The sequence below is a fragment of the Candidatus Enterococcus moelleringii genome (genome assembly GCF_017377575.1).
In the GTDB taxonomy this organism is placed as follows: domain Bacteria; phylum Bacillota; class Bacilli; order Lactobacillales; family Enterococcaceae; genus Enterococcus_A; species Enterococcus_A moelleringii.
This window is the reverse complement of sequence record NZ_JAFREM010000011.1, coordinates 56,872-76,903: the sequence shown is the minus strand read 5'-3', so window position 1 is coordinate 76,903 and position 20,032 is coordinate 56,872. Positions and strand designations below refer to the sequence as shown.

The window sequence follows — 20,032 nt, the reverse complement described above, 5'->3', positions numbered from 1 at the left end:
AATTTGGCACCTCCTTAACAATCTAAATCTAATTTCTAGACTTCTTCTACGTCCACTAAATGTGAAATAGTGTTAACCATACCTTTGATGGCTTCGTTGCTAGGTTTAACAACGGTGCTATTCAACTTTCTCAAGCCTAGAGCTTTCACTGTATCACGTTGGTTTTGAGGACGTCCGATAACACTGCGTCTTAAAGTAATTTTTAATTCAGCCATTATTTTCGTCCTCCTTATACTAAGTCTTCTACAGAGACGCCGCGCAATTGCGCTACTTCTTCTGCACGTTTTAATTGTTTCAAACCTTCAACAGTTGCACGAACAACGTTGATTGGTGTGTTTGAGCCTAGAGATTTAGAAGTAACGTCAGCTACTCCAGCCAATTCCAAGACGGCACGAACAGGTCCACCAGCGGCAACCCCAGAACCTTCTACGGCAGGTTTCATTAAGATACGTCCGCCGCCGAATACACCAATAACTTCGTGAGGAAGAGTTGTTCCTACCATTGGTACTTCGACTAGGTTTTTCTTCGCATCTTCGATTGCTTTACGAATTGCTTCAGGTACTTCTTGTGCTTTACCAGTACCAAAGCCTACGTGACCGTTTTTGTCACCGACTACAACTAGGGCTGCAAAGCGTAGACGACGTCCACCTTTAACAACTTTAGTTACACGGTTAATCGCAACAACGCGGTCTTCTAATTCCAAATGTTTTGGATCGATATAAACCATGAATGGTGTTCCTCCTTTTCCTAAAATTCTAGTCCATTTTCGCGAGCTGCTTGAGCTAAAGCTGCTACACGGCCATGGTAAAGGTATCCACCACGGTCAAAGACTACTACTTTAATACCTTTTTCAGAAGCACGTTCAGCAACTAATTTGCCGACTTCTTGTGCTTGTTCAGTTTTGTTTCCACCTGAAATTTCTTTATCCAAGGTAGAGGCACTTGCTAGCGTCACACCCGCTACGTCATCAATTACTTGCGCGTAGATGTTTTTGTTAGAACGGAAAACGTTCAAGCGTGGGCACTCAGCAGTACCAGAGATTTTGCCGCGTACGCGCATGTGGCGCTTTTGGCGTGTTTTGTTTTTATCTGGTTTTGTAATCACAATTGTCACCTCTTAAATTAAGCTGGCCTAGGCCGCATGTAGGGTAAACCTACTATTTACCAGTTTTACCTTCTTTACGGCGTACATATTCGCCAACATAACGAATTCCTTTGCCTTTGTAAGGTTCTGGCGGACGAGTGCTGCGAATTTTCGCTGCAACTTCACCGACTACTTCTTTGTTCGAACCTTTAATCACAACTTGTGTGTTTGCAGGAACTTCGATTGTAATTCCTTCTGGAGCTACAATTTCAACTGGATGTGAGTAACCAACGTTTAGGACAAGTTTTGAACCTTGTAATTGCGCACGGTACCCAACCCCGATTAATTCTAATGCTTTTTGGAAACCTTCGGAAACACCAACAACCATGTTATTGAAGTTTGCACGAGTAGTTCCGTGAATAGTTTTCATCTCTTTGCTTTCATTTGGACGAGTGAATGTTACTTCGCTGCCTTCGATACTCATTTTGATATCAGAAGAAAACGTACGTGTTAATTCACCTTTTGGTCCTTTTACAGTAATGTCATTTCCTTTTTGAGTTACTTCAACTCCTGCAGGTAAAACGACAATTTTATTACCAATACGGCTCACTTAAAGACACCTCCTCATGGATTGTTTGAAATTACCAAACGTAAGCTAATACTTCTCCGCCGACGTTTTTTGCTCTAGCTTCTTTATCAGTGATAACACCGTCTGAAGTAGAGATGATTGCGATTCCTAAACCGTTTAATACTTTTGGTACTTCGTCAGCTTTGACATAAGCACGCAAGCCTGGTTTAGAGATACGTTTTAAGTTTGTGATAACGCGTTCGTCATTTTTTCCGTATTTAAGGAAAACACGGATCATGCCTTGTTTGTCATCTTCGATATATTCAACATCACGGATGAAACCTTCACGTTTTAAGATTTCTGCGATGTCACGTTTGATTGTTGATGCAGGTACTTCTAATGATTCGTGTTTAACCATGTTGGCATTACGAATACGAGTTAGAAAATCTGCAATTGGATCTGTCATGACCATTGAACTGTTTACCTCCTTTATGCGAGTTGTATTTTACCAGCTAGCTTTCTTCACGCCGGGAATTTGTCCTTTATAGGCAAGTTCGCGGAAGCAAATACGGCAAAGATGAAATTTACGATAAACTGAATGTGGACGTCCGCAGCGTTCGCAACGAGTGTACTCTTGCGTTGAGAATTTTGCAGGGCGTTTGTTTTTAGCAATCATTGATTTTTTAGCCAAATTTTTTCGCCTCCTTGATTATTTTTGGAATGGCATTCCAAGTTGTGTTAATAATTCGCGTGATTCTTCGTCAGAGTTAGCTGTTGTAACAACAACGATATCCATTCCGCGTACTTTATCAACTAAATCATAGTCAACTTCAGGGAAGATCAATTGTTCTTTGATACCCAAAGTGTAGTTGCCGCGGCCGTCAAAGGCTTTTTTGCTGATTCCGTGGAAGTCACGTACACGTGGAAGAGATACAGACACTAATTTGTCTAAGAACTCATACATTCTTTCTCCACGTAGTGTTACTTTCGCACCAATCGGCATGCCTTCACGCAATCGGAATCCAGCGATTGATTTTTTAGCTTTAGTGATAATTGGTTTTTGACCAGAAATCAATGCCAATTCTTCAACTGCTTTGTCCAAGTTCTTTGCGTTTGATACCGCATCACCAACACCCATGTTGATGACGATCTTGTCAACTTTAGGTACTTCCATGATTGAACTATAGTTAAATTTTTCCATCAATGATGGGGTTACTTCATTTAAATATTTTTCTCTTAGGCGGTTCATCTAATAAGATCCTCCTTTCCTGTAATTATTTATCTAAAACTTCGCCGGTCTTCTTAGAAACACGGACTTTTTTGCCTTCAACTACTTTGTAGCCAACGCGAGTTGCTTCTCCGTTTGAAGGATCAATAACCATCACGTTTGAAGCGTGAATCGGTGCTTCAAACTCTAAAATTCCACCTTGAGCGGCAGTTTGAGAAGGTTTTTGGTGTTTTTTAACGACATTGACGCCTTCAACAACGACTTTGTCTTTTTTAGGAAGGACTTCTAATACTACGCCTTCTTTATTTTTATCTTTACCAGAGATAACTTTTACTTTATCGCCTTTTTTAACGAACATTACTGTTGCGCACCTCCTTTGGTTGAAACATTCCGATTATAATACTTCCGGTGCCAATGAAACGATCTTCATGAAGTTGCCTTCGCGCAATTCGCGAGCAACAGGACCGAAGATACGAGTTCCTCTTGGGCTCTTGTCATCACGAATGATAACTGCTGCGTTTTCGTCAAATTTGATATATGAACCATCGGGACGGCGAGCTCCTGTTTTCGTACGAACGATAACAGCTTTAACAACTTCACCTTTTTTGACAACCCCACCTGGCGTTGCTTGTTTAACCGTAGCAACAATCACATCACCGATATTAGCGGTTTTGCGACCAGATCCGCCGAGAACTTTAATAGTTAAAATTTCACGAGCGCCTGAGTTGTCCGCGATTTTTAAACGACTTTCTGCTTGGATCACTTGTGTATCCTCCCTTCTCAATTTTAAAGAAATAAGTTTTGAGAAACTTAGGTTTTATTCTTGCGTCACATACCTTTAAAACAAAGCAGGACGGGTTTGTATAAATAGAAATATTTACGAAACTCTGGCGTGATTAGATAACCACTGCTTTTTCCACGATTTCTAACAAACGGAACCGTTTAGTAGCTGATAATGGACGAGTTTCCATAATTCTCACAACATCACCAATTTTTGCTTCATTGTTTTCGTCATGAGCTTTATATTTTTTAGAATATTTCATGCGTTTGCCATAGATAGGGTGATTCTTCTTGGTTTCAACGACAACCGTAATTGTCTTGTCCATTTTGTCAGATACCACGCGACCTTGATAAACTTTACGTTGATTTCTTTCAGACATACCTGAAATGGCCTCCTTCCACTATTTTACAGTTTGTTCACGCAATACAGTTTTAATGCGTGCAATCGATTTACGTACTTCTTTAATACGTGCAGTGTTTTCTAATTGACCTGTTGCTAGTTGGAATCTAAGATTGAACAATTCTTCTTTTAATTGTTTTTCTTGATCAAGCATTTCGGCAGTGGTTAATTCTCTGATATCTTTAACCTTCATTCGATTCACCACCCATTTCCTCACGTTTAACGATCTTAGTCTTCACTGGTAATTTGTGAGAAGCAAGACGTAATGCTTCGCGGGCAACTTCTTCAGGAACACCGGCAACTTCAAACATGATTTTACCGCGTTTAACTGGTGAAACCCAGCCTTCAGGAGCACCTTTACCAGATCCCATACGTACCCCAATAGCTTTGGCAGTATAAGATTTATGAGGGAAAATTTTAATCCATACTTTCCCACCACGTTTCATATAACGAGTCATCGCAATACGCGCTGCTTCGATTTGACGGTTTGTGATCCAGTGAGATTCTACAGCTTGTAAACCATATTCACCAAATGCTACTTCTTTACCGCCTTTAGCTTCTCCGCGCATTTTTCCACGGAACTCACGACGGTGTTTCACACGTTTTGGTACTAACATGATTATTTCCCTCCTTTCTTAGTGTTTTTTTTAGTTGGAAGAACTTCTCCACGATAAATCCACACTTTAACTCCTAGTTTTCCGTATGTTGTGTTTGCTTCTTCCCAAGCGTAGTCGATGTCGGCACGCAATGTATGAAGAGGAACAGTTCCTTCAGAGTATCCTTCTGAACGAGCGATGTCCGCACCGTTTAGACGACCAGATACTTGAGTTTTGATTCCTTTAGCGCCAGAACGCATAGTACGTTGGATGGCTTGTTTTTGTGCGCGACGGAAAGCTACACGGTTTTCTAATTGACGTGCAATACCTTCTCCGACTAATTTTGCATCTAAATCTGGTTTTTTGATTTCAACGATGTTGATGTGAACTCGTTTACCAGTTAATTTGTTTAATTCTTTTCTTAGGTTTTCAACTTCAGATCCGCCTTTACCAATAACCATACCAGGCTTAGCTGTGTGGATTGAAATATTCACACGGTTTGCAGCGCGTTCGATTTCAACTGTTGACACAGCGGCATCAGCAAGTTTAGTTGCGATGAACTTACGGATTCTCAAATCTTCGTGTAGAAACTCAGCATACTCTTTTTCGGCATACCATTTAGCATCCCAATCACGGATGATGCCTACACGCATTCCAATAGGATTAACTTTTTGTCCCACTGATTATCCCTCCTTATTTTTCTGATACCACTACGGTAATGTGACTTGTACGTTTGTTGATTGGTGACGCTGATCCTTTAGCACGTGGACGGAAACGTTTCATTGTAGGTCCTTCGTTAACAAAAGCTTCAGAGACAACCAAAGTTTCAACATCTAAGTCAAAGTTGTTTTCTGCGTTAGCAACTGCTGACATTAAAACTTTTTCGATTAACCCAGCAGATTTGTTTGGTGTGAATTTCAAAATTGAAATCGCTTCTGCTACGCTCTTTCCTCTGATAAGATCGATTACTAAACGTGCTTTACGAGGAGACGTGCGAACTGTTCTTGCAGTTGCTTTCGCTGATGTGATTTGTTGTTCCATGATGATATCCTCCCCTCAAAATTAACGTCTTGTTTTCTTATCATCGGCTGCGTGGCCACGATAAGTTCTAGTTGGTGCAAATTCACCTAATTTATGTCCTACCATATCTTCTTGGATGTAAACTGGTACATGTTTACGTCCGTCATAAACAGCAATTGTGAATCCTACGAAATTAGGAAAAATTGTTGAGCGACGAGACCAAGTTTTAATGACTTTTTTCTTTTCAGCGCCTTGTTGTGCTTCGACCTTCTTCATCAAATGTTCATCTGCGAAAGGTCCTTTTTTCAAACTACGACCCATGGTGTACCTCCTCTCAAAATGTGCGACACATGGTCAATGATACTATTTATTCTTACGACGACGTACGATAAGTTTGTCTGATGCAGCTTTTTTGTTACGAGTTTTGTAACCCAATGCAGGTTGTCCCCATGGAGATACTGGAGCTTTACGTCCGATAGGAGCTTTACCTTCACCACCACCGTGTGGGTGATCGTTAGGGTTCATTACGCTACCACGTACAGTTGGGCGTTTGCGCATCCAACGAGAACGTCCAGCTTTACCGATGTTGATCAATTCGTGTTGTTCGTTACCAACAGAACCGATAGTAGCACGGCATGCAGCTAGGATCATACGAACTTCGCCTGAATTCAAACGAACTAATACGTATTTGCCTTCTTTACCAAGTACTTGAGCACTTGTACCAGCAGAACGGATTAATTGTCCGCCTTTGCCAGGTTTCATTTCGATGTTGTGAACCACAGTACCTACTGGAATGTTTTCTAGAGGTAAAGTGTTTCCGATTTTGATATCTGAATTTGGTCCAGAAACGATAGTCATGCCAACTTCTAAGCCTTTAGGTGCTAAGATGTAAGCTTTCACTCCGTCTGTATAGTGAACCAACGCGATGTTTGCTGAACGGTTCGGATCGTATTCGATCGTTTGAACAGTTGCAACAACATCATCTTTATTACGTTTAAAGTCGATGACACGGTATTGGCGTTTATGTCCGCCACCTTGGTGACGTACAGTAATACGACCGTTGTTGTTACGACCGGCATGGTTTTTTAATGGCTCTAACAAAGTTTTTTCTGGTGTGCTAGTTGTAATCTCAGCAAAGTCAGAACTTGTCATGTTACGACGGCCATTTGTGGTAGGTTTGTACTTTTTAATCGCCACGTCTGTTTCCCTCCTATATTAATCGCTATTTCTTGTGCTTATTCAGCATCGAAAATTTGGATTTCTTTTGAATCTTCTGTTAACGTCACGATTGCTTTACGACGTTTTTTAGTGAAACCAGTGTATTTACCCATACGTTTCGCTTTTGGTTTAGCATTCAGAATGTTTACGTTTTTTACTTTAACGTCAAACGCAGCTTCAACAGCTTGTTTAACTAAAGTTTTGTTCGCACGAGTGTCCACTTCGAAAGTGTATTTCTTTTCGTCCATTTTTAACATGGCTTTTTCAGTGATCACTGGGCGTTTAATTACGTCTAGTAATTCCATTATGCAAGCACCTCCTCAATTTGGTTAAGAGCAGTTTGCGTTGCTAAGATTTTTTCGTTAGCGACTACATCAAGTACAGTTACGTTAGATGAAGTAGTAACAGTAACGTTTGGCAAGTTGCGAGCTGAGCGTTCTGCAGCTTCGTTACCTGTTTCTAGAACAACCAATACTTTTGAGTCAATTGACAAGTTAGCTAAAACTTGTTTGAATTCTTTTGTTTTTGGTGCATCAAAGCTTAATGCTTCAACAGCAACCAAGTTGTTTGCAGCAACTTTTTCTGATAAAACAGATTTGATTGCTAAGCGACGAACTTTTTTAGGAAGTTTGTAGCTGTATGAACGTGGTGTAGGTCCGAAGACAACGCCACCTCCACGCCATTGTGGTGAACGGATTGAACCTTGACGGGCACGACCTGTTCCTTTTTGACGCCATGGTTTGCGGCCACCGCCACGAACAGCGCTACGGTTTTTCACAGCGTGTGTTCCTTGTCTTAATGAAGCGCGTTGCATGATGATTGCATCAAACACAACACTTTCATTTGGTTCGATTCCGAAGATTTCTTCGTTTAAAGTGATTTCACCATTTTGAGTTCCATCTTGTTTGAATAATGCTACATTCGGCATTCCTTAGTTCCTCCTTTCCTATAACAATTATTTAGCTTTTACAGCTTTTTTGATTGTGATTAATGATTTTTTAGCGCCTGGTACATTACCTTTAACTAAGATAACGTTGCGTTCAACGTCAACACGTACAACTTCAAGGTTTTGAATTGTTACGCGGTTGCCGCCCATACGTCCAGCCAATTTTTTATTTTTAAATACACGGTTCGGTGCAACAGGACCCATAGATCCAGGACGACGGTGGTAACGAGATCCGTGAGCCATTGGGCCGCGGCTTTGTCCGTGACGTTTGATAACGCCTTGGAATCCTTTACCTTTAGTCGTTCCGGTTACATCAATGATGTCTCCAGCTTGGAAAGTATCAACTTTCACTTCTTGTCCTACTTCATAATCTCCTAGCTCAACATCTTTGAATTCTCGAATGAAGCGCTTAGGAGCCGTGTTTGCTTTTGCAACATGACCTTTCGCAGGTTTGTTAGACAAAACTTCACGTTTATCTTGGTAACCTAATTGAACTGCTTCGTAACCATCGTTTTCCATTGTTTTCACTTGTAAAACGACGTTTGGTGTTGCTTCGACAACAGTTACTGGAATTAATTCACCAGACTCTGTGAAGATTTGTGTCATTCCCACTTTTTTCCCTAAGATTCCTTTGGTCATGATTACACCTCCATCTTCTTATTATAGTTTGATTTCAATATTTACACCGCTTGGTAAGTCTAGCTTCATTAAAGCATCAACTGTTTTTGGTGTTGGGTTCACAATGTCGATAAGACGTTTGTGTGTACGCATTTCGAATTGTTCGCGTGAATCTTTGTATTTATGAGTCGCACGGATTACAGTGTAAAGACTGCGTTCTGTTGGTAATGGAATTGGACCAGACACGCTAGCTCCAGTTCTTTTTGCAGTTTCTACGATCTTATCCGCTGATTGATCTAAAATACCATGTTCATACGCTTTTAAACGGATACGAATTTTTTGTTTTGCCATCTTGTTCCCTCCTTCGCCTATTTTAAAAAGTAGACATAGCTCCACGAAAATTTCCGTCACGCTCGTTCGTGGCAAAGCGTCCGGGCGTGTCGCAACCTCTCGTTTCAAAGCCGGAAGATTCAAATTAGAACCCCCCAGTACATTCACACTCCTGTGAACAGCACCTTTATGATTATATTACATTAGAATAGGCATTGCAAGGATTTTCTAAAGAAAATTCCCGTTAATTCGCTAGTTTTCAGAAATTTTTTCAACTTTTCAAAATAAGGCAGTTGAATTTTGCATTATATAATAGAAGAAACACGACTTTCCATTTCGATTATGTGCTGGAAAAACCTGCTGCATCAACCTTTAATCTCATATTTTCAGGTACAAAAAAAGAGCCGCTAAAAGCGACCCTTTACGTCCGGGCATGTGTATTGCATTTATAAAAAGTTGTGTAAGTTCGAATTAAGCGTTGATTGCTGAAACGACGCCGGCACCAACTGTACGTCCGCCTTCGCGGATTGAGAATTTAGTACCGTTTTCGATAGCGATTGGGTGGATTAATTCCACTTCCATTGCTACGTTATCGCCAGGCATAACCATTTCAGTTCCTTCTGGCAATTCAACTACACCAGTTACGTCAGTTGTACGGAAGTAGAACTGAGGACGGTAGTTAGTGAAGAATGGAGTATGACGTCCGCCTTCTTCTTTTGATAAAACGTAAACTTCAGCAGAGAATTTTGTATGTGGAGTGATAGTACCTGGTTTAGATAATACTTGTCCACGTTGGATATCTTCACGTGCTACACCACGTAGCAATGCGCCGATGTTGTCGCCAGCTTCAGCGTAATCCAACAATTTACGGAACATTTCAACACCAGTAACAGTTGTTTTCGCAGTTTCTTCAGCGATACCAACGATTTCAACTTCGTCACCAACGCGTACTTGTCCACGTTCAACACGGCCAGTAGCAACTGTTCCGCGACCAGTGATAGAGAATACATCTTCGACTGGCATCATGAATGGTTTTTCAGTGTCACGTTCTGGAGTTGGGATGTAAGAATCAACTTCTGCCATCAATTCAACGATTTTTTCTTCGTAAGCAGCGTCGCCTTCCAAAGCTTTCAAAGCTGAACCAGCGATAACTGGAGTGTCGTCGCCTGGGAAATCGTAATCTGTTAATAGGTCACGAACTTCCATTTCAACTAATTCTAGTAATTCTTCGTCATCAACCATATCAACTTTGTTTAAGAAAACAACGATGTAAGGTACGCCAACTTGGCGAGACAATAGAATGTGTTCACGAGTTTGAGGCATAGGGCCATCAGCAGCAGATACTACTAAGATAGCTCCGTCCATTTGTGCAGCACCAGTGATCATGTTTTTAACATAGTCCGCGTGTCCTGGGCAGTCAACGTGAGCGTAGTGACGGTTTTCAGTTTCGTACTCAACGTGAGCAGTGTTGATTGTGATTCCGCGTTCGCGTTCTTCTGGAGCACCATCGATTTGTGCGTAATCCATAGCAGTCGCGCCGCCAGTTTTAGCAAGTACAGTTGTAATTGCTGCAGTTAAAGTTGTTTTACCATGGTCAACGTGTCCGATAGTACCAATGTTAACATGGGGTTTTGAACGGTCAAATTTTTCTTTAGCCATTTAAATATGTTCCTCCTGAGTGTTTTTATCTGATAGGTCCGCGGTACGCTTGCACCGCGAGCCCATATCATCGCTATTATTTTAGCTGAATTGTTGCCAAAAATACAGTTCTTTTAAGAAAACAATTGGATTTTATCCGAGAATTTAAAAATTACTCAGATTTTCCGCCGTTTTTCTTAATAATTTCTTCTTGAACAGCTTTTGGAACAGCTTCATAGTGGTCAAATGTCATAGTGAAGACACCCCGACCTTGTGTTGCTGAACGTAGAGTGGTTGCATAACCAAACATTTCAGCCAATGGAACCATTGCACGAACGACTTGTAAGCCGCCGGAACGAGCATCCATTCCTTCTACGCGACCACGACGAGCAGTCACGTGACCCATAATATCACCTAAGTAATCTTCTGGGATAACAACTTCAATTGCCATAATCGGTTCAAGAATCGCTGGATCAGCTTTCTTCGCAGCTGCACGTAATGCCATAGAAGCGGCAACACGGAAGGCTGTTTCATTTGAATCGACATCATGGTAAGATCCGTCGTAAAGTTTTGCTTTAATGTCAACCATAGGATAGCCGGCTAATACACCGTTGTCCATTGATGCTTTCAAACCTGCTTCAACAGCTGGAATGTATTCACGAGGGACAACCCCACCGACGATTGCATTTTCAAATTCAAAGCCGCCGCCTTCTTCGTTTGGTTCGAATTCGATCCATACGTGACCGTATTGACCTTTACCACCAGACTGACGTACGAACTTACCTTCTGCTTGAGTACCTTGACGGAATGTTTCACGGTAAGATACTTGAGGAGCTCCAACGCTTGCTTCAACTTTGAATTCGCGACGCATACGGTCAACGATAATGTCTAAGTGAAGTTCACCCATACCAGCGATGATTGTTTCGCCTGTTTCCACGTCTGTTTCAGCACGGAAGGTAGGATCTTCTTCAGATAGTTTTTGCAAGGCAACACCCATTTTATCTTGGTCTGCTTTTGATTTAGGCTCAATCGCAACTTGGATAACTGGTTCTGGGAATTCCATTGACTCAAGGATAACTGGTGATTTTTCAGCACACAATGTATCCCCGGTAGTTGTATCTTTCAAACCAACTGCAGCAGCGATATCTCCAGCGTAAACTTCAGAGATTTCAGAACGTGAGTTAGCATGCATCTGTAAGATACGACCAACACGTTCACGTTTGCCTTTAGTTGCGTTTTGTACGTATGAACCTGATTGTAAGACACCAGAGTACACACGGAAGAAAGTTAGACGACCAACGAATGGGTCTGTCATTACTTTAAATGCTAATGCAGCAAATGGAGCGCTGTCGTCAGCTGGACGTTCTTCTTCTTCTTCAGTCTTAGGATTGATCCCTTTGATTGCAGGAATATCCAAAGGTGAAGGCAAGTAGTCAAGAACGGCATCCAACAATAGTTGAACCCCTTTGTTTTTGAAGGCTGAACCACATAGAACTGGATAGAATTCAACGTTAACTGTTGCTTTACGGATTCCTTCTTTCAATTCTGCTTCAGTGATTTCTTCACCTTCAAGATACTTCATCGTCAAATCTTCATCAGTTTCAGCAACAGCTTCAACTAATTTTTCATGCCATTCTTGAGCCAATTCTTTGTACTCTTCAGGAATGTCAGTTTCTTCGATTTCAGTACCTAAGTCGTTTGCATAGATTTCAGCTTTCATCTTCACAAGGTCGATGATACCAGTGAAATCATCTTCCGCACCAATTGGTAATTGGATTGGATGAGCATTTGCGTTCAAACGGTCGTGCAAAGTTTCTACAGAATATAGGAAGTCTGCGCCGATTTTGTCCATTTTGTTAGCAAATACGATACGTGGCACACCATAAGTTGTTGCTTGACGCCATACGGTTTCAGTTTGAGGTTCAACCCCAGATTGAGCATCCAGTACAGTTACAGCACCATCTAGTACACGTAATGAACGTTCAACTTCTACAGTGAAGTCCACGTGTCCTGGTGTGTCAATGATATTGATACGATGACCTTTCCAAGCTGCGGTAGTCGCTGCGGACGTGATAGTGATTCCACGTTCTTGCTCCTGTTCCATCCAGTCCATTTGTGAAGCTCCTTCGTGAGTTTCACCAATCTTGTGGATTCTACCAGTGTAATACAAGATACGTTCAGTCGCAGTCGTTTTACCAGCATCGATGTGGGCCATGATACCAATGTTACGAGTGTTGTCTAGAGAAAATTCTCTTGGCATTTCTTCTGTTTCTCCTCTCTTAAATCAAATTAAGCGTACGAATATCTTTCTGCTGACAGTTGTCAAATGCAGAGAGGATTTTACCAACGATAATGAGCAAAAGCACGGTTGGCTTCGGCCATTTTGTGAGTATCTTCGCGTTTTTTCACAGAAGCTCCAGTGTTGTTAGCAGCATCCATGATTTCTTTAGCTAAGCGGTCTTCCATTGTATGTTCTCCGCGAGAACGTGCATAGTTAACAACCCAACGTAAACCAAGTGTTGTACGACGCTCTGGACGTACTTCAACTGGTACTTGGTAGTTAGATCCACCAACACGGCGAGCTTTAACTTCCAAAACAGGCATAATATTTTCCATTGCTTGTTCGAAAACTTCCAATGGATCATTTCCTGTAGATTCTTTGATTGTGTCAAATGCGTTATAAACGATATTTGCAGCAATCCCACGTTTTCCGTCAACCATTACACGGTTGATTAAACGAGTTACTAGCTTTGAGTTATACATAGGATCTGGTAAAACATCGCGTTTTATAGCAGCACCCTTACGAGTCATGCGTAACTCCTCCTTCCGAAAATATGTCTTTTATCTAGTTCGTTTTTTTAAGCTTTAGGTTTCTTAGTACCGTATTTAGAACGGCTTTGTTTACGATCGTTAACGCCGGCAGTATCTAATGCGCCACGCACGATGTGGTAACGTACTCCTGGTAAATCTTTTACACGTCCACCACGCAATAAAACAACACTATGTTCTTGCAAGTTGTGGCCGATACCTGGGATATACGCTGTTACTTCGATCAAGTTAGACAAACGAACACGGGCATATTTACGTAATGCAGAGTTAGGTTTCTTAGGTGTCATAGTACCCACACGTGTGCAGACCCCACGTTTTTGTGGAGAGTTAACGTTTGTTTGAACTTTTTTGAAGCTGTTGTATCCTTTATTCAATGCAGGTGAACCTGATTTTTCCACCTTTGATTTACGAGGTTTACGTACTAATTGATTAATTGTAGGCATTCCTTGTTTCCTCCTTCCTCGATTCGCTTTCTAGTCCCACACATCCTGGTGGTTCTTTTTCGGCGATAAAAAATAATGCATTCTATGCATTCTTTATCAAGCGTACCTTGACACAGTCAGCACGTCTCACTTGAGAGACCTGTTCACAAAGCACCTCAGATAGCATATCACGGTTGGATATACCTGTCAACAACCAGTTGGAAGTTTTTTGGGATATTTTCAATTGGTTTAGTCTTTCTATATTAATAAGAAGAAAAAATCTTTTTGGTCTTTTTTACTCAAAAGAACTATCTTTTTTCACGGGTTCCGATTACAATAGAAGTAACTTAAACGAAGGTGGGATTTTTCGATGAATCTAAAGGAACTGGTAGGCATTGAGGTCGCTAAATATGTGAAGGACGGCATGGTCGTTGGATTGGGTACTGGATCAACAGCATATTATATGGTAAAAGAAATCGGCCGTCGCATGAAAGAAGAAGGACTGAACGTTACGGGTGTTGTTACCTCTTCTACGACTGAAAAACAAGCAACAGAACTAGGCATTCCTTTAAAAGCAATTGATGAAGTGGACCATGTGGATTTGACTATTGATGGCGCAGATGAAATCAGCAGCGACTTCCAAGGAATCAAAGGCGGCGGCGCAGCCTTATTGTTCGAAAAAATCGTAGCAACTTATTCCGACGAATGCATCTGGATCGTAGATGAAAGTAAAATGGTGGATAAATTAGGCAACTTCCCGTTACCAGTTGAAGTAGTTTCATTTGGCAGCCACAACCTGTTCCGTCTCTTTGAAGAAAAAGGCTACAATCCAAAATGGCGCAAAACGGCAGAAGGCGAATTGCTGATAACTGATGGCGGACATTACATTATCGACTTGGCTTTAGACGTAATTGAAGATCCTAAAGCATTGGCTGATGAACTGGACCGTTATGTGGGCGTGGTGGAACACGGTTTGTTTATTGACATGATTTCGCGTGTCGTTGTAGGTACCCCAGACGGACCAAAAGAACTAGTTGTACCTGGCAAATAGGCTCTAAATTTTAAATTCCGCTTCTATCTAAAGGAAAACGATGGAAAAAACGGCGAAAACATTGTACAATGAACCAGGAATTGAAAATTTCAGAAATGAACTAAAGGAGAGAATATTATGCCAAAATTAGTTTTTTCTCGTCACGGACTAAGTGAATGGAACAAATTGAATCAATTTACTGGATGGGCAGACGTTGATCTAGCTCCAGAAGGTGTCGAAGAAGCAAAAGAAGGCGGACGCAAAATCAAAGAAGCTGGAATCGAATTTGATGTTGCTTACACTTCTGTATTGACTCGTGCCATCAAAACTTGTAACTACATTTTAGAAGAATCTGACCAACTTTGGGTACCAACAGTTAAATCTTGGCGCTTAAACGAACGTCACTATGGTAAATTACAAGGCTTGAACAAAAAAGAAACCGCTGAAAAATACGGTGACGAACAAGTGCACATCTGGCGTCGTTCATACGATGTATTGCCTCCATTGATGGAAGCAACTGACGAAGGTTCAGCAGCACAAGAACGTCGTTACTCAATGTTAGACCCTCGGGACATCCCTGGCGGCGAAAACTTGAAAGTAACTTTAGAACGCGCGCTTCCTTTCTGGCAAGATGAAATCGCTCCTGCTTTGAAAGACAACAAAACTGTTTTAGTAGCAGCTCACGGTAATTCATTACGTGCTTTGGCTAAACATATCGAAGGTATTTCTGATGAAGATATCATGGACTTAGAAATCCCAACAGGCCAACCACTTGTTTATGAATTGAACGACGATTTAACAGTAGCGAAAAAATACTACTTATAAGAATAGCTATACCGCTGAGAGTGATCTTGGCGGTATTTTTTTATACTCCAAATTAAAAAAGCAGCCCGTCCCTCAAAGAGTCTGGCTGCAGCAATTATCTATTCATGATTTAAGAAAAACGAAACTTTAGTAGTCAAAAGGTCTATCGCTACATGGTTCTCGCCGCCTTCTGGCACGATAATATCGGCATAGCGTTTGGTTGGCTCGATAAATTGATGATACATCGGTTTGACCACCGACAAATACTGCTCGATAACCGAGTCCAAGGTGCGGCCCCGTTCTTCCATATCCCGTTTGATCCGGCGAATGATGCGAATATCGTCATCAGTATCTACGTAAATCTTGATATCCATCAAATCCCGCAGGCGTTCGTCTTCTAAAATTAGAATTCCTTCCAGAATAATAACTTCCTTAGGCTCCTGCACCACTACTGCTGTACTGCGAGTATGAGCTACGTAGTCGTAAACCGGCTTTTCAATGGCTTCAAAGTTCAGCAGTTTTTGCAGATGTTCAATCAGTAAATCCGTATCAAATGCGAAAGGATGGTCATAGTTCGTTTCCAACCGTTCCTCAAAGCTTAAGTTACTTTGATCTTTATAGTAAGAATCCTGTTCCAGCATCATAATTGAATGATCGGGAAAATTATTGTAAATAGCACGGCTGACGCTGGTTTTTCCGCTGCCGGAACCGCCTGTTACACCAATGATAATTGGCTTGCTTTTCATGAAATACAACCTCTTTCGTGTCTTTGCTACACTCATTATAGCGAAAATCAAGGCAATTGCTATTGCTTTATCAAAATTCTTGCAAAATTTTGTAAAGATCGGTCAATTGGCGGATTTGATACGTAGGCTGAATGACTTCTGCCGGCTTGTTTTGCGGGTTCATCCACACCGTATCAATCCCAGCAACCTGCCCACCTTTAATATCCGAAGTTAACGAATCACCGATAATCACAGTTTCCTTCTTATCAAGATGAGGGATAGCATCAAAAACGATGTCAAAGTATTCCTTCATGGGTTTGTGAACCCCCATCTCTTCGGAAATGAAAAATTTCTTAAAGTAAGGTGCTAGACCAGATTGCTTCAATCGTTGATGCTGTGTTGCCGATACGCCGTTAGTCACTACATATAAATCTTTAGTTTGGCTTAATCGCTGCACGACCTCCAGACCATCTTTGATTAGTGTGTGGCCTTGATTCAAGTAGTAGCGGTAGCGTTCTTCAGTGGCTGGACCATCTACCGTTTTGCCAAAGCCTTCAAAAAAGATACTGAAACGTTTGTTTAGCAGTTCCTGTCTAGAAAGCAGGCCTTGTTCGTGCTCCCGCCAAAAGCCGCGGTTCATTTCCTTATAGGCATTCTTTACCTCTTCATCTAAAGGCACACCCATCTCAGTAAATAGCTTATTCAATGCTTGCTCTTCAGCATCTTGAAAATCCAGCAACGTATCATCAATATCAAACAATAAGGTGTTATACATTTCTATTCCTTCTATCTAAAGTATTTTTTTAACTGCTTCAATTCGCTTTGCGTCAAGGAGCGGTACGTGCCCTGTGCCAGGTCCGGCGGCAGGCGTAAAGGTCCCATCGTCAAACGTTCCAGCTCTACTACCTTTTTCCCGCAGGCTAGAAACATTTTCTTCACTTGATGGAACTTGCCTTCCTGAATGGTTAACGCCACTTCAGAGGCAGTCGGGCTCGCTGCAATAATTTCCAACTCCGCCGGCTGGCAGATAATTCCACCATGGAAAACAATTCCCTTGGCAAAGGCTGCCACATCTTCCTCGATGACTTCTTCATTTACAATCGCTCGATAGGTCTTCTGAACCTTTAGCTTTGGCTGCAGCAGGTCATAACCTAATTGGCCGTTGTCTGTCAGTAGAAGCAACCCTGTAGTATCTCGATCCAGGCGCCCCACCGGATATAGCTCTTTTCTACGATCCGGTTCTGCAATTAATTCCAATACGGTTTGGCAATTGGCATCCTGCTTCGCTGTCACCGCACCTTTAGGCTTATTCAGTAAATAGTACACATGCTCGGTGAACAACTGCTGCCCGTCTACTACAATCTGATGCAGCTGACTATCCACATTGCGCTGCGGGTTCATTTCCACTATATCATCCACTCGCACCCGCTTCATGAGAAACAGTCGCTTCATTTCTTTGCGGGTTGTCTGCAGACGAGACTCAATTAATTTGTCTAAACGCACGTTGAAAACTCCTTTAAGCTTATCGCCATCAATTATACTGGAATCACGGATGAATGCAATCATAGGGTCAAGTCTTTCCAAAAGCTAAAAAATACAGACTCTCTGCAACAGAGAATCTGCATTTTTAATTTCTAACGAAACGCATAGATAATTTCGGTAATCCCCACTAGCATGAAGTAAGCTCCGACTAAAAAGCTTAAAGTCAATACAGAAGAAAGCGGGTTGAACAATAGGAAGATCCCCAATAGAATACCGATAATGTTGATTATCACAGTAAACCAGTAGTATCCGTTACTGAAGGCCCGGGCACTGCCTGCTGTTACTAAGCCTAAAATAGAATCAAACAGGAACCAAAAAGCAAAGATAAACGGCAAGGTGATTACACCAACGCCAATATTAAATAGTAAAAGTACCCCGATGATGATATCAATGATCCCGATTACAATCGGCATTTTGCTTTGATAACCGGTTAATTCCTTCACCTTGTTTCGGACAAAGATTTCGTAGATTCCCTTAATGATAGCAAAAGCCCCAATAACGATCACGATCGCTACCAGATTCCCAACTGGGTCTTGAAATGAAAGCAAGGCCACGATAATAAATAGAACGCCTAAAATCAGCGAGCTCCAGTTAAATCCTCGATTTTGTTTTTGTGTATCCATAATTTATTCCTCTCCTCTCATAAAAACCTTAGCACAAGCGAAATTTTTCGTCAGTTTTCGTGCTTCAAAAATGCTTTTTCGTATTTTTTGCTGAAATATCCAGATTATTTTCATTTAAAACCGCTTTTCCTTGCAATTTGTTAAAAAAAGCGTTAGTCTTTAATTAGATCGTAAATTTCTGCGATCTGCTAAGTGAATACAAGGTTTCTCATACACAGCGTAATGACCTGGTAGAGAAAGTTGAACCTAGACTTTTTTTAGACAGTTGCGCTTGCGACTGTCTTTTTGCGTATTTTCGCAAAACCATCGTGCTGAGAATAACCCGTCACTTTAAGAGATCTGGCTGTAAACCAGCAGTCAGTGACATTTTAAGGAGGAATTTGGTTATGGCAGTAACATTGAAAGTAGAAGAAAGAGCAACTCGTCCCCGTTCCCTACGCAACAAGCTACGTCACGAAGGTAAAATCCCTGGAGTCGTTTATGGCTACCAAGTGGAAAACACAGCGATTGCAGTAGAAGATCATGAACTAATGAGACTTTTACGGGAAAACGGCGCAAACACCGTCTTCTCAATGGATTTGAATGGTAAAAAAGTAAACACTTTGCTTCATGATTACCAATCTGAAACATTCACTCGTGAATTTACCCACGTTGAGTTCTTATCAGTAGATATGGCAGAAACAACTGAAGTTGAAACTGAAATCGTCTTAGTCGGCGAAGCAGCTGGTGTGAAAGCTGGCGGTACTTTGGCACAAACATTGTACACTATCGTTGTTTCAGCAACTCCAGACAAATTGCCTGAAAACATCGAAGTAGACATCACTGACTTGCAAATTGGTCAATCAATCACTGTTGGTGACTTGGCTGCCCATGCAGACTACACTGTTATCACAGATGCTGAAGAACAAGTAGCGGCTATCCAAGGCGCTCAAGAAGAATCAGCAGAACTTGAAGTTCCTGGCGAAGCAGCAGAACCTGAAGTTATTGGTGAAACTGAAGCTGAATAATCTTAATACAAATAAACAGAGGCTGGTTCTTAGGAATCAGTCTCTTTTTGTCCTTCAGCCACGCCCAAACCCCTCCCTCGACCCGTAGCAAATGTTTGTCTTTTCCTATAAAAAGCTTTACAATAAGTCACTACAAAGGCAAGGTTCCGTGAATTGCGCTATAATTAATTCATATACCTGTTCCGCGAAGGAGGACAAAACATGTTTGAAACATTTGATGCAAATAGAAGTCGTTATGCCTCGGTCGGTGTAGTCTCCAGCTTGCCTGGTGAATTAATAGACAGCATTTGGTTTATTATTGATTTGGATTTAAAAGGCTTGATTCCATTAGACAATATGTTGACATTTGATCTTGAAAATAAAAAAGGGCATGTGACGATGCACTTTTACCAAGACGGCAGCGAAGTGGAGATGGATATTGATCTTCCATTTGTCTACTCCAATGAATTCCCGGCAGAAGTTTACGCATACGATGACGGCACCCGTCAAACTATCCTGCTCCCTAGTGAAATTAGACAACGTTAAATATTAAAGGCTTCGAAAACTCGGGCAGCTTCGGAGCATCGATTTCAAAAAGCCAAACATCATGAATATTACAAAAGGAACTTCTTTTCTTATGAGTTTC

At 41.4% G+C, this 20,032-nt stretch carries 32 protein-coding genes; 4 read left to right on the top strand and 28 right to left on the bottom strand.

Annotation, left to right across the window (positions count from 1 at the left end; genetic code table 11):
- Positions 1-35: 35 nt before the first annotated feature.
- From rpmD to rpsL, 24 genes are all read right to left on the bottom strand, one after another.
- Complete coding sequence (gene rpmD / locus JZO70_RS06580) at positions 36-215, bottom strand: 50S ribosomal protein L30 (protein WP_207672748.1); 180 nt, start codon at positions 213-215, stop codon at positions 36-38.
- Between the two features lie 14 nt (positions 216-229).
- Positions 230-727 carry a 30S ribosomal protein S5 gene (gene rpsE / locus JZO70_RS06575; protein ID WP_207672747.1) on the bottom strand — a complete coding sequence of 166 codons (498 nt, stop codon included), beginning with the start codon at positions 725-727 and terminating at the stop codon, positions 230-232.
- A gap of 20 nt (positions 728-747) precedes the next feature.
- Positions 748-1,104 carry a 50S ribosomal protein L18 gene (rplR, locus tag JZO70_RS06570; protein WP_207672746.1) on the bottom strand — a complete coding sequence of 119 codons (357 nt, stop codon included), beginning with the start codon at positions 1,102-1,104 and terminating at the stop codon, positions 748-750.
- A gap of 52 nt (positions 1,105-1,156) precedes the next feature.
- Positions 1,157-1,693, bottom strand: a complete 537-nt coding sequence (gene rplF / locus JZO70_RS06565; protein ID WP_207672745.1) for a 50S ribosomal protein L6 — start codon at positions 1,691-1,693, stop codon at positions 1,157-1,159.
- Positions 1,694-1,724: 31 nt separating this feature from the next.
- The gene (gene rpsH / locus JZO70_RS06560; protein ID WP_207672744.1) at positions 1,725-2,123 is read right to left on the bottom strand and encodes a 30S ribosomal protein S8; all 399 of its coding nucleotides are present in this window, start codon (positions 2,121-2,123) and stop codon (positions 1,725-1,727) included.
- Between the two features lie 33 nt (positions 2,124-2,156).
- On the bottom strand, positions 2,157-2,342 hold the full coding sequence (locus JZO70_RS06555) for a type Z 30S ribosomal protein S14 (protein WP_003128010.1): 186 nt from the start codon (positions 2,340-2,342) through the stop codon (positions 2,157-2,159).
- A gap of 18 nt (positions 2,343-2,360) precedes the next feature.
- Positions 2,361-2,900 (bottom strand): 50S ribosomal protein L5, encoded by a 540-nt coding sequence (gene rplE, locus JZO70_RS06550; RefSeq protein ID WP_207672743.1) that lies wholly within the window; start codon positions 2,898-2,900, stop codon positions 2,361-2,363.
- 25 nt (positions 2,901-2,925) lie between these two features.
- Complete coding sequence (rplX, locus tag JZO70_RS06545) at positions 2,926-3,237, bottom strand: 50S ribosomal protein L24 (RefSeq protein WP_207672742.1); 312 nt, start codon at positions 3,235-3,237, stop codon at positions 2,926-2,928.
- A gap of 36 nt (positions 3,238-3,273) precedes the next feature.
- Positions 3,274-3,642: a 50S ribosomal protein L14 gene (gene rplN / locus JZO70_RS06540; protein ID WP_010756449.1), complete on the bottom strand. Its 369-nt coding sequence runs from the start codon at positions 3,640-3,642 to the stop codon at positions 3,274-3,276.
- A 133-nt stretch (positions 3,643-3,775) separates the two neighbouring features.
- Entirely contained in the window at positions 3,776-4,039 is a 264-nt protein-coding gene (gene rpsQ / locus JZO70_RS06535) for a 30S ribosomal protein S17 (RefSeq protein ID WP_207672741.1), read from the bottom strand.
- A gap of 21 nt (positions 4,040-4,060) precedes the next feature.
- Complete coding sequence (rpmC, locus tag JZO70_RS06530; RefSeq protein ID WP_207672740.1) at positions 4,061-4,252, bottom strand: 50S ribosomal protein L29; 192 nt, start codon at positions 4,250-4,252, stop codon at positions 4,061-4,063.
- Positions 4,242-4,676, bottom strand: a complete 435-nt coding sequence (rplP, locus tag JZO70_RS06525; protein WP_010756446.1) for a 50S ribosomal protein L16 — start codon at positions 4,674-4,676, stop codon at positions 4,242-4,244. The genes rpmC and rplP overlap by 11 nt, the downstream gene beginning before the upstream one ends.
- A gap of 2 nt (positions 4,677-4,678) precedes the next feature.
- The gene (rpsC, locus tag JZO70_RS06520) at positions 4,679-5,335 is read right to left on the bottom strand and encodes a 30S ribosomal protein S3 (RefSeq protein WP_010756445.1); all 657 of its coding nucleotides are present in this window, start codon (positions 5,333-5,335) and stop codon (positions 4,679-4,681) included.
- A 13-nt stretch (positions 5,336-5,348) separates the two neighbouring features.
- Positions 5,349-5,696, bottom strand: coding sequence for a 50S ribosomal protein L22 (rplV, locus tag JZO70_RS06515; RefSeq protein WP_207672739.1), 348 nt, complete (start codon positions 5,694-5,696; stop codon positions 5,349-5,351).
- A 21-nt stretch (positions 5,697-5,717) separates the two neighbouring features.
- Positions 5,718-5,996 (bottom strand): 30S ribosomal protein S19, encoded by a 279-nt coding sequence (gene rpsS, locus JZO70_RS06510; RefSeq protein WP_207672738.1) that lies wholly within the window; start codon positions 5,994-5,996, stop codon positions 5,718-5,720.
- A gap of 42 nt (positions 5,997-6,038) precedes the next feature.
- Entirely contained in the window at positions 6,039-6,872 is an 834-nt protein-coding gene (rplB, locus tag JZO70_RS06505) for a 50S ribosomal protein L2 (RefSeq protein ID WP_207672737.1), read from the bottom strand.
- A gap of 38 nt (positions 6,873-6,910) precedes the next feature.
- Positions 6,911-7,198 (bottom strand): 50S ribosomal protein L23, encoded by a 288-nt coding sequence (locus JZO70_RS06500; protein ID WP_207672736.1) that lies wholly within the window; start codon positions 7,196-7,198, stop codon positions 6,911-6,913.
- Complete coding sequence (gene rplD / locus JZO70_RS06495; RefSeq protein WP_207672735.1) at positions 7,198-7,821, bottom strand: 50S ribosomal protein L4; 624 nt, start codon at positions 7,819-7,821, stop codon at positions 7,198-7,200. The genes JZO70_RS06500 and rplD overlap by 1 nt, the downstream gene beginning before the upstream one ends.
- A gap of 27 nt (positions 7,822-7,848) precedes the next feature.
- Complete coding sequence (gene rplC, locus JZO70_RS06490) at positions 7,849-8,478, bottom strand: 50S ribosomal protein L3 (protein ID WP_207672734.1); 630 nt, start codon at positions 8,476-8,478, stop codon at positions 7,849-7,851.
- Between the two features lie 21 nt (positions 8,479-8,499).
- On the bottom strand, positions 8,500-8,808 hold the full coding sequence (rpsJ, locus tag JZO70_RS06485; protein ID WP_010756438.1) for a 30S ribosomal protein S10: 309 nt from the start codon (positions 8,806-8,808) through the stop codon (positions 8,500-8,502).
- Positions 8,809-9,258: 450 nt separating this feature from the next.
- The gene (gene tuf, locus JZO70_RS06480) at positions 9,259-10,446 is read right to left on the bottom strand and encodes an elongation factor Tu (protein WP_207672733.1); all 1,188 of its coding nucleotides are present in this window, start codon (positions 10,444-10,446) and stop codon (positions 9,259-9,261) included.
- A gap of 151 nt (positions 10,447-10,597) precedes the next feature.
- Positions 10,598-12,685, bottom strand: a complete 2,088-nt coding sequence (fusA, locus tag JZO70_RS06475) for an elongation factor G (protein ID WP_207672732.1) — start codon at positions 12,683-12,685, stop codon at positions 10,598-10,600.
- A gap of 80 nt (positions 12,686-12,765) precedes the next feature.
- Entirely contained in the window at positions 12,766-13,236 is a 471-nt protein-coding gene (gene rpsG, locus JZO70_RS06470) for a 30S ribosomal protein S7 (protein WP_207672731.1), read from the bottom strand.
- A 47-nt stretch (positions 13,237-13,283) separates the two neighbouring features.
- Entirely contained in the window at positions 13,284-13,697 is a 414-nt protein-coding gene (rpsL, locus tag JZO70_RS06465; protein WP_207672730.1) for a 30S ribosomal protein S12, read from the bottom strand.
- A 349-nt stretch (positions 13,698-14,046) separates the two neighbouring features.
- On the opposite strand from rpsL, the gene rpiA reads away from it, so the two are divergent.
- Both rpiA and gpmA read left to right on the top strand, forming a co-directional pair.
- Positions 14,047-14,727, top strand: a complete 681-nt coding sequence (gene rpiA / locus JZO70_RS06460; protein WP_207672729.1) for a ribose-5-phosphate isomerase RpiA — start codon at positions 14,047-14,049, stop codon at positions 14,725-14,727.
- A gap of 117 nt (positions 14,728-14,844) precedes the next feature.
- A complete protein-coding gene (gpmA, locus tag JZO70_RS06455) occupies positions 14,845-15,531 on the top strand; it encodes a 2,3-diphosphoglycerate-dependent phosphoglycerate mutase (protein ID WP_207672728.1) in 687 nt (228 codons plus the stop codon).
- Positions 15,532-15,629: 98 nt separating this feature from the next.
- On the opposite strand, the gene udk is transcribed toward gpmA, so the two are convergent.
- The 4 genes from udk to JZO70_RS06435 form a co-directional block, all read right to left on the bottom strand.
- Positions 15,630-16,256 carry a uridine kinase gene (gene udk, locus JZO70_RS06450; RefSeq protein ID WP_207672727.1) on the bottom strand — a complete coding sequence of 209 codons (627 nt, stop codon included), beginning with the start codon at positions 16,254-16,256 and terminating at the stop codon, positions 15,630-15,632.
- A 70-nt stretch (positions 16,257-16,326) separates the two neighbouring features.
- A complete protein-coding gene (locus tag JZO70_RS06445) occupies positions 16,327-17,010 on the bottom strand; it encodes a YjjG family noncanonical pyrimidine nucleotidase (protein WP_207672726.1) in 684 nt (227 codons plus the stop codon).
- An 11-nt stretch (positions 17,011-17,021) separates the two neighbouring features.
- Positions 17,022-17,738, bottom strand: a complete 717-nt coding sequence (locus tag JZO70_RS06440; RefSeq protein ID WP_207672725.1) for a pseudouridine synthase — start codon at positions 17,736-17,738, stop codon at positions 17,022-17,024.
- Positions 17,739-17,869: 131 nt separating this feature from the next.
- Entirely contained in the window at positions 17,870-18,400 is a 531-nt protein-coding gene (locus tag JZO70_RS06435; protein WP_207672724.1) for an HdeD family acid-resistance protein, read from the bottom strand.
- A 386-nt stretch (positions 18,401-18,786) separates the two neighbouring features.
- On the opposite strand from JZO70_RS06435, the gene JZO70_RS06430 reads away from it, so the two are divergent.
- Both JZO70_RS06430 and JZO70_RS06425 read left to right on the top strand, forming a co-directional pair.
- On the top strand, positions 18,787-19,407 hold the full coding sequence (locus tag JZO70_RS06430) for a 50S ribosomal protein L25/general stress protein Ctc (RefSeq protein ID WP_207672723.1): 621 nt from the start codon (positions 18,787-18,789) through the stop codon (positions 19,405-19,407).
- A 201-nt stretch (positions 19,408-19,608) separates the two neighbouring features.
- On the top strand, positions 19,609-19,932 hold the full coding sequence (locus JZO70_RS06425) for a DUF960 domain-containing protein (protein WP_207672722.1): 324 nt from the start codon (positions 19,609-19,611) through the stop codon (positions 19,930-19,932).
- The last annotated feature ends 100 nt before the right edge of the window (positions 19,933-20,032 follow it).

Bases quoted from the DNA above. Each gene is read 5' to 3' on its own strand.
- rpmC (WP_207672740.1), bottom strand. From the start codon at position 4,252: ATGAAGGTTAAAGATATCAGAGAATTAACCACTGCCGAAATGCTTGAT.
- JZO70_RS06445 (WP_207672726.1), bottom strand. From the start codon at position 17,010: ATGTATAACACCTTATTGTTTGATATTGATGATACGTTGCTGGATTTT.
- rplX (WP_207672742.1), bottom strand. From the start codon at position 3,237: ATGTTCGTTAAAAAAGGCGATAAAGTAAAAGTTATCTCTGGTAAAGAT.
- udk (WP_207672727.1), bottom strand. From the start codon at position 16,256: ATGAAAAGCAAGCCAATTATCATTGGTGTAACAGGCGGTTCCGGCAGC.
- rplC (WP_207672734.1), bottom strand. From the start codon at position 8,478: ATGACCAAAGGAATCTTAGGGAAAAAAGTGGGAATGACACAAATCTTC.
- rplV (WP_207672739.1), bottom strand. From the start codon at position 5,696: ATGGAACAACAAATCACATCAGCGAAAGCAACTGCAAGAACAGTTCGC.
- rpsE (WP_207672747.1), bottom strand. From the start codon at position 727: ATGGTTTATATCGATCCAAAACATTTGGAATTAGAAGACCGCGTTGTT.
- rpsH (WP_207672744.1), bottom strand. From the start codon at position 2,123: ATGGTCATGACAGATCCAATTGCAGATTTTCTAACTCGTATTCGTAAT.
- rplP (WP_010756446.1), bottom strand. From the start codon at position 4,676: ATGTTAGTACCAAAACGTGTGAAACACCGTCGTGAGTTCCGTGGAAAA.
- rplD (WP_207672735.1), bottom strand. From the start codon at position 7,821: ATGCCGAATGTAGCATTATTCAAACAAGATGGAACTCAAAATGGTGAA.
- rplE (WP_207672743.1), bottom strand. From the start codon at position 2,900: ATGAACCGCCTAAGAGAAAAATATTTAAATGAAGTAACCCCATCATTG.
- rpsQ (WP_207672741.1), bottom strand. From the start codon at position 4,039: ATGTCTGAAAGAAATCAACGTAAAGTTTATCAAGGTCGCGTGGTATCT.
- JZO70_RS06435 (WP_207672724.1), bottom strand. From the start codon at position 18,400: ATGGATACACAAAAACAAAATCGAGGATTTAACTGGAGCTCGCTGATT.
- rpsL (WP_207672730.1), bottom strand. From the start codon at position 13,697: ATGCCTACAATTAATCAATTAGTACGTAAACCTCGTAAATCAAAGGTG.
- tuf (WP_207672733.1), bottom strand. From the start codon at position 10,446: ATGGCTAAAGAAAAATTTGACCGTTCAAAACCCCATGTTAACATTGGT.
- rpsG (WP_207672731.1), bottom strand. From the start codon at position 13,236: ATGACTCGTAAGGGTGCTGCTATAAAACGCGATGTTTTACCAGATCCT.
- fusA (WP_207672732.1), bottom strand. From the start codon at position 12,685: ATGCCAAGAGAATTTTCTCTAGACAACACTCGTAACATTGGTATCATG.
- rpmD (WP_207672748.1), bottom strand. From the start codon at position 215: ATGGCTGAATTAAAAATTACTTTAAGACGCAGTGTTATCGGACGTCCT.
- JZO70_RS06425 (WP_207672722.1), top strand. From the start codon at position 19,609: ATGTTTGAAACATTTGATGCAAATAGAAGTCGTTATGCCTCGGTCGGT.
- rpsS (WP_207672738.1), bottom strand. From the start codon at position 5,996: ATGGGTCGTAGTTTGAAAAAAGGACCTTTCGCAGATGAACATTTGATG.
- JZO70_RS06500 (WP_207672736.1), bottom strand. From the start codon at position 7,198: ATGGAATTACTAGACGTAATTAAACGCCCAGTGATCACTGAAAAAGCC.
- JZO70_RS06430 (WP_207672723.1), top strand. From the start codon at position 18,787: ATGGCAGTAACATTGAAAGTAGAAGAAAGAGCAACTCGTCCCCGTTCC.
- rpiA (WP_207672729.1), top strand. From the start codon at position 14,047: ATGAATCTAAAGGAACTGGTAGGCATTGAGGTCGCTAAATATGTGAAG.
- rpsJ (WP_010756438.1), bottom strand. From the start codon at position 8,808: ATGGCAAAACAAAAAATTCGTATCCGTTTAAAAGCGTATGAACATGGT.
- gpmA (WP_207672728.1), top strand. From the start codon at position 14,845: ATGCCAAAATTAGTTTTTTCTCGTCACGGACTAAGTGAATGGAACAAA.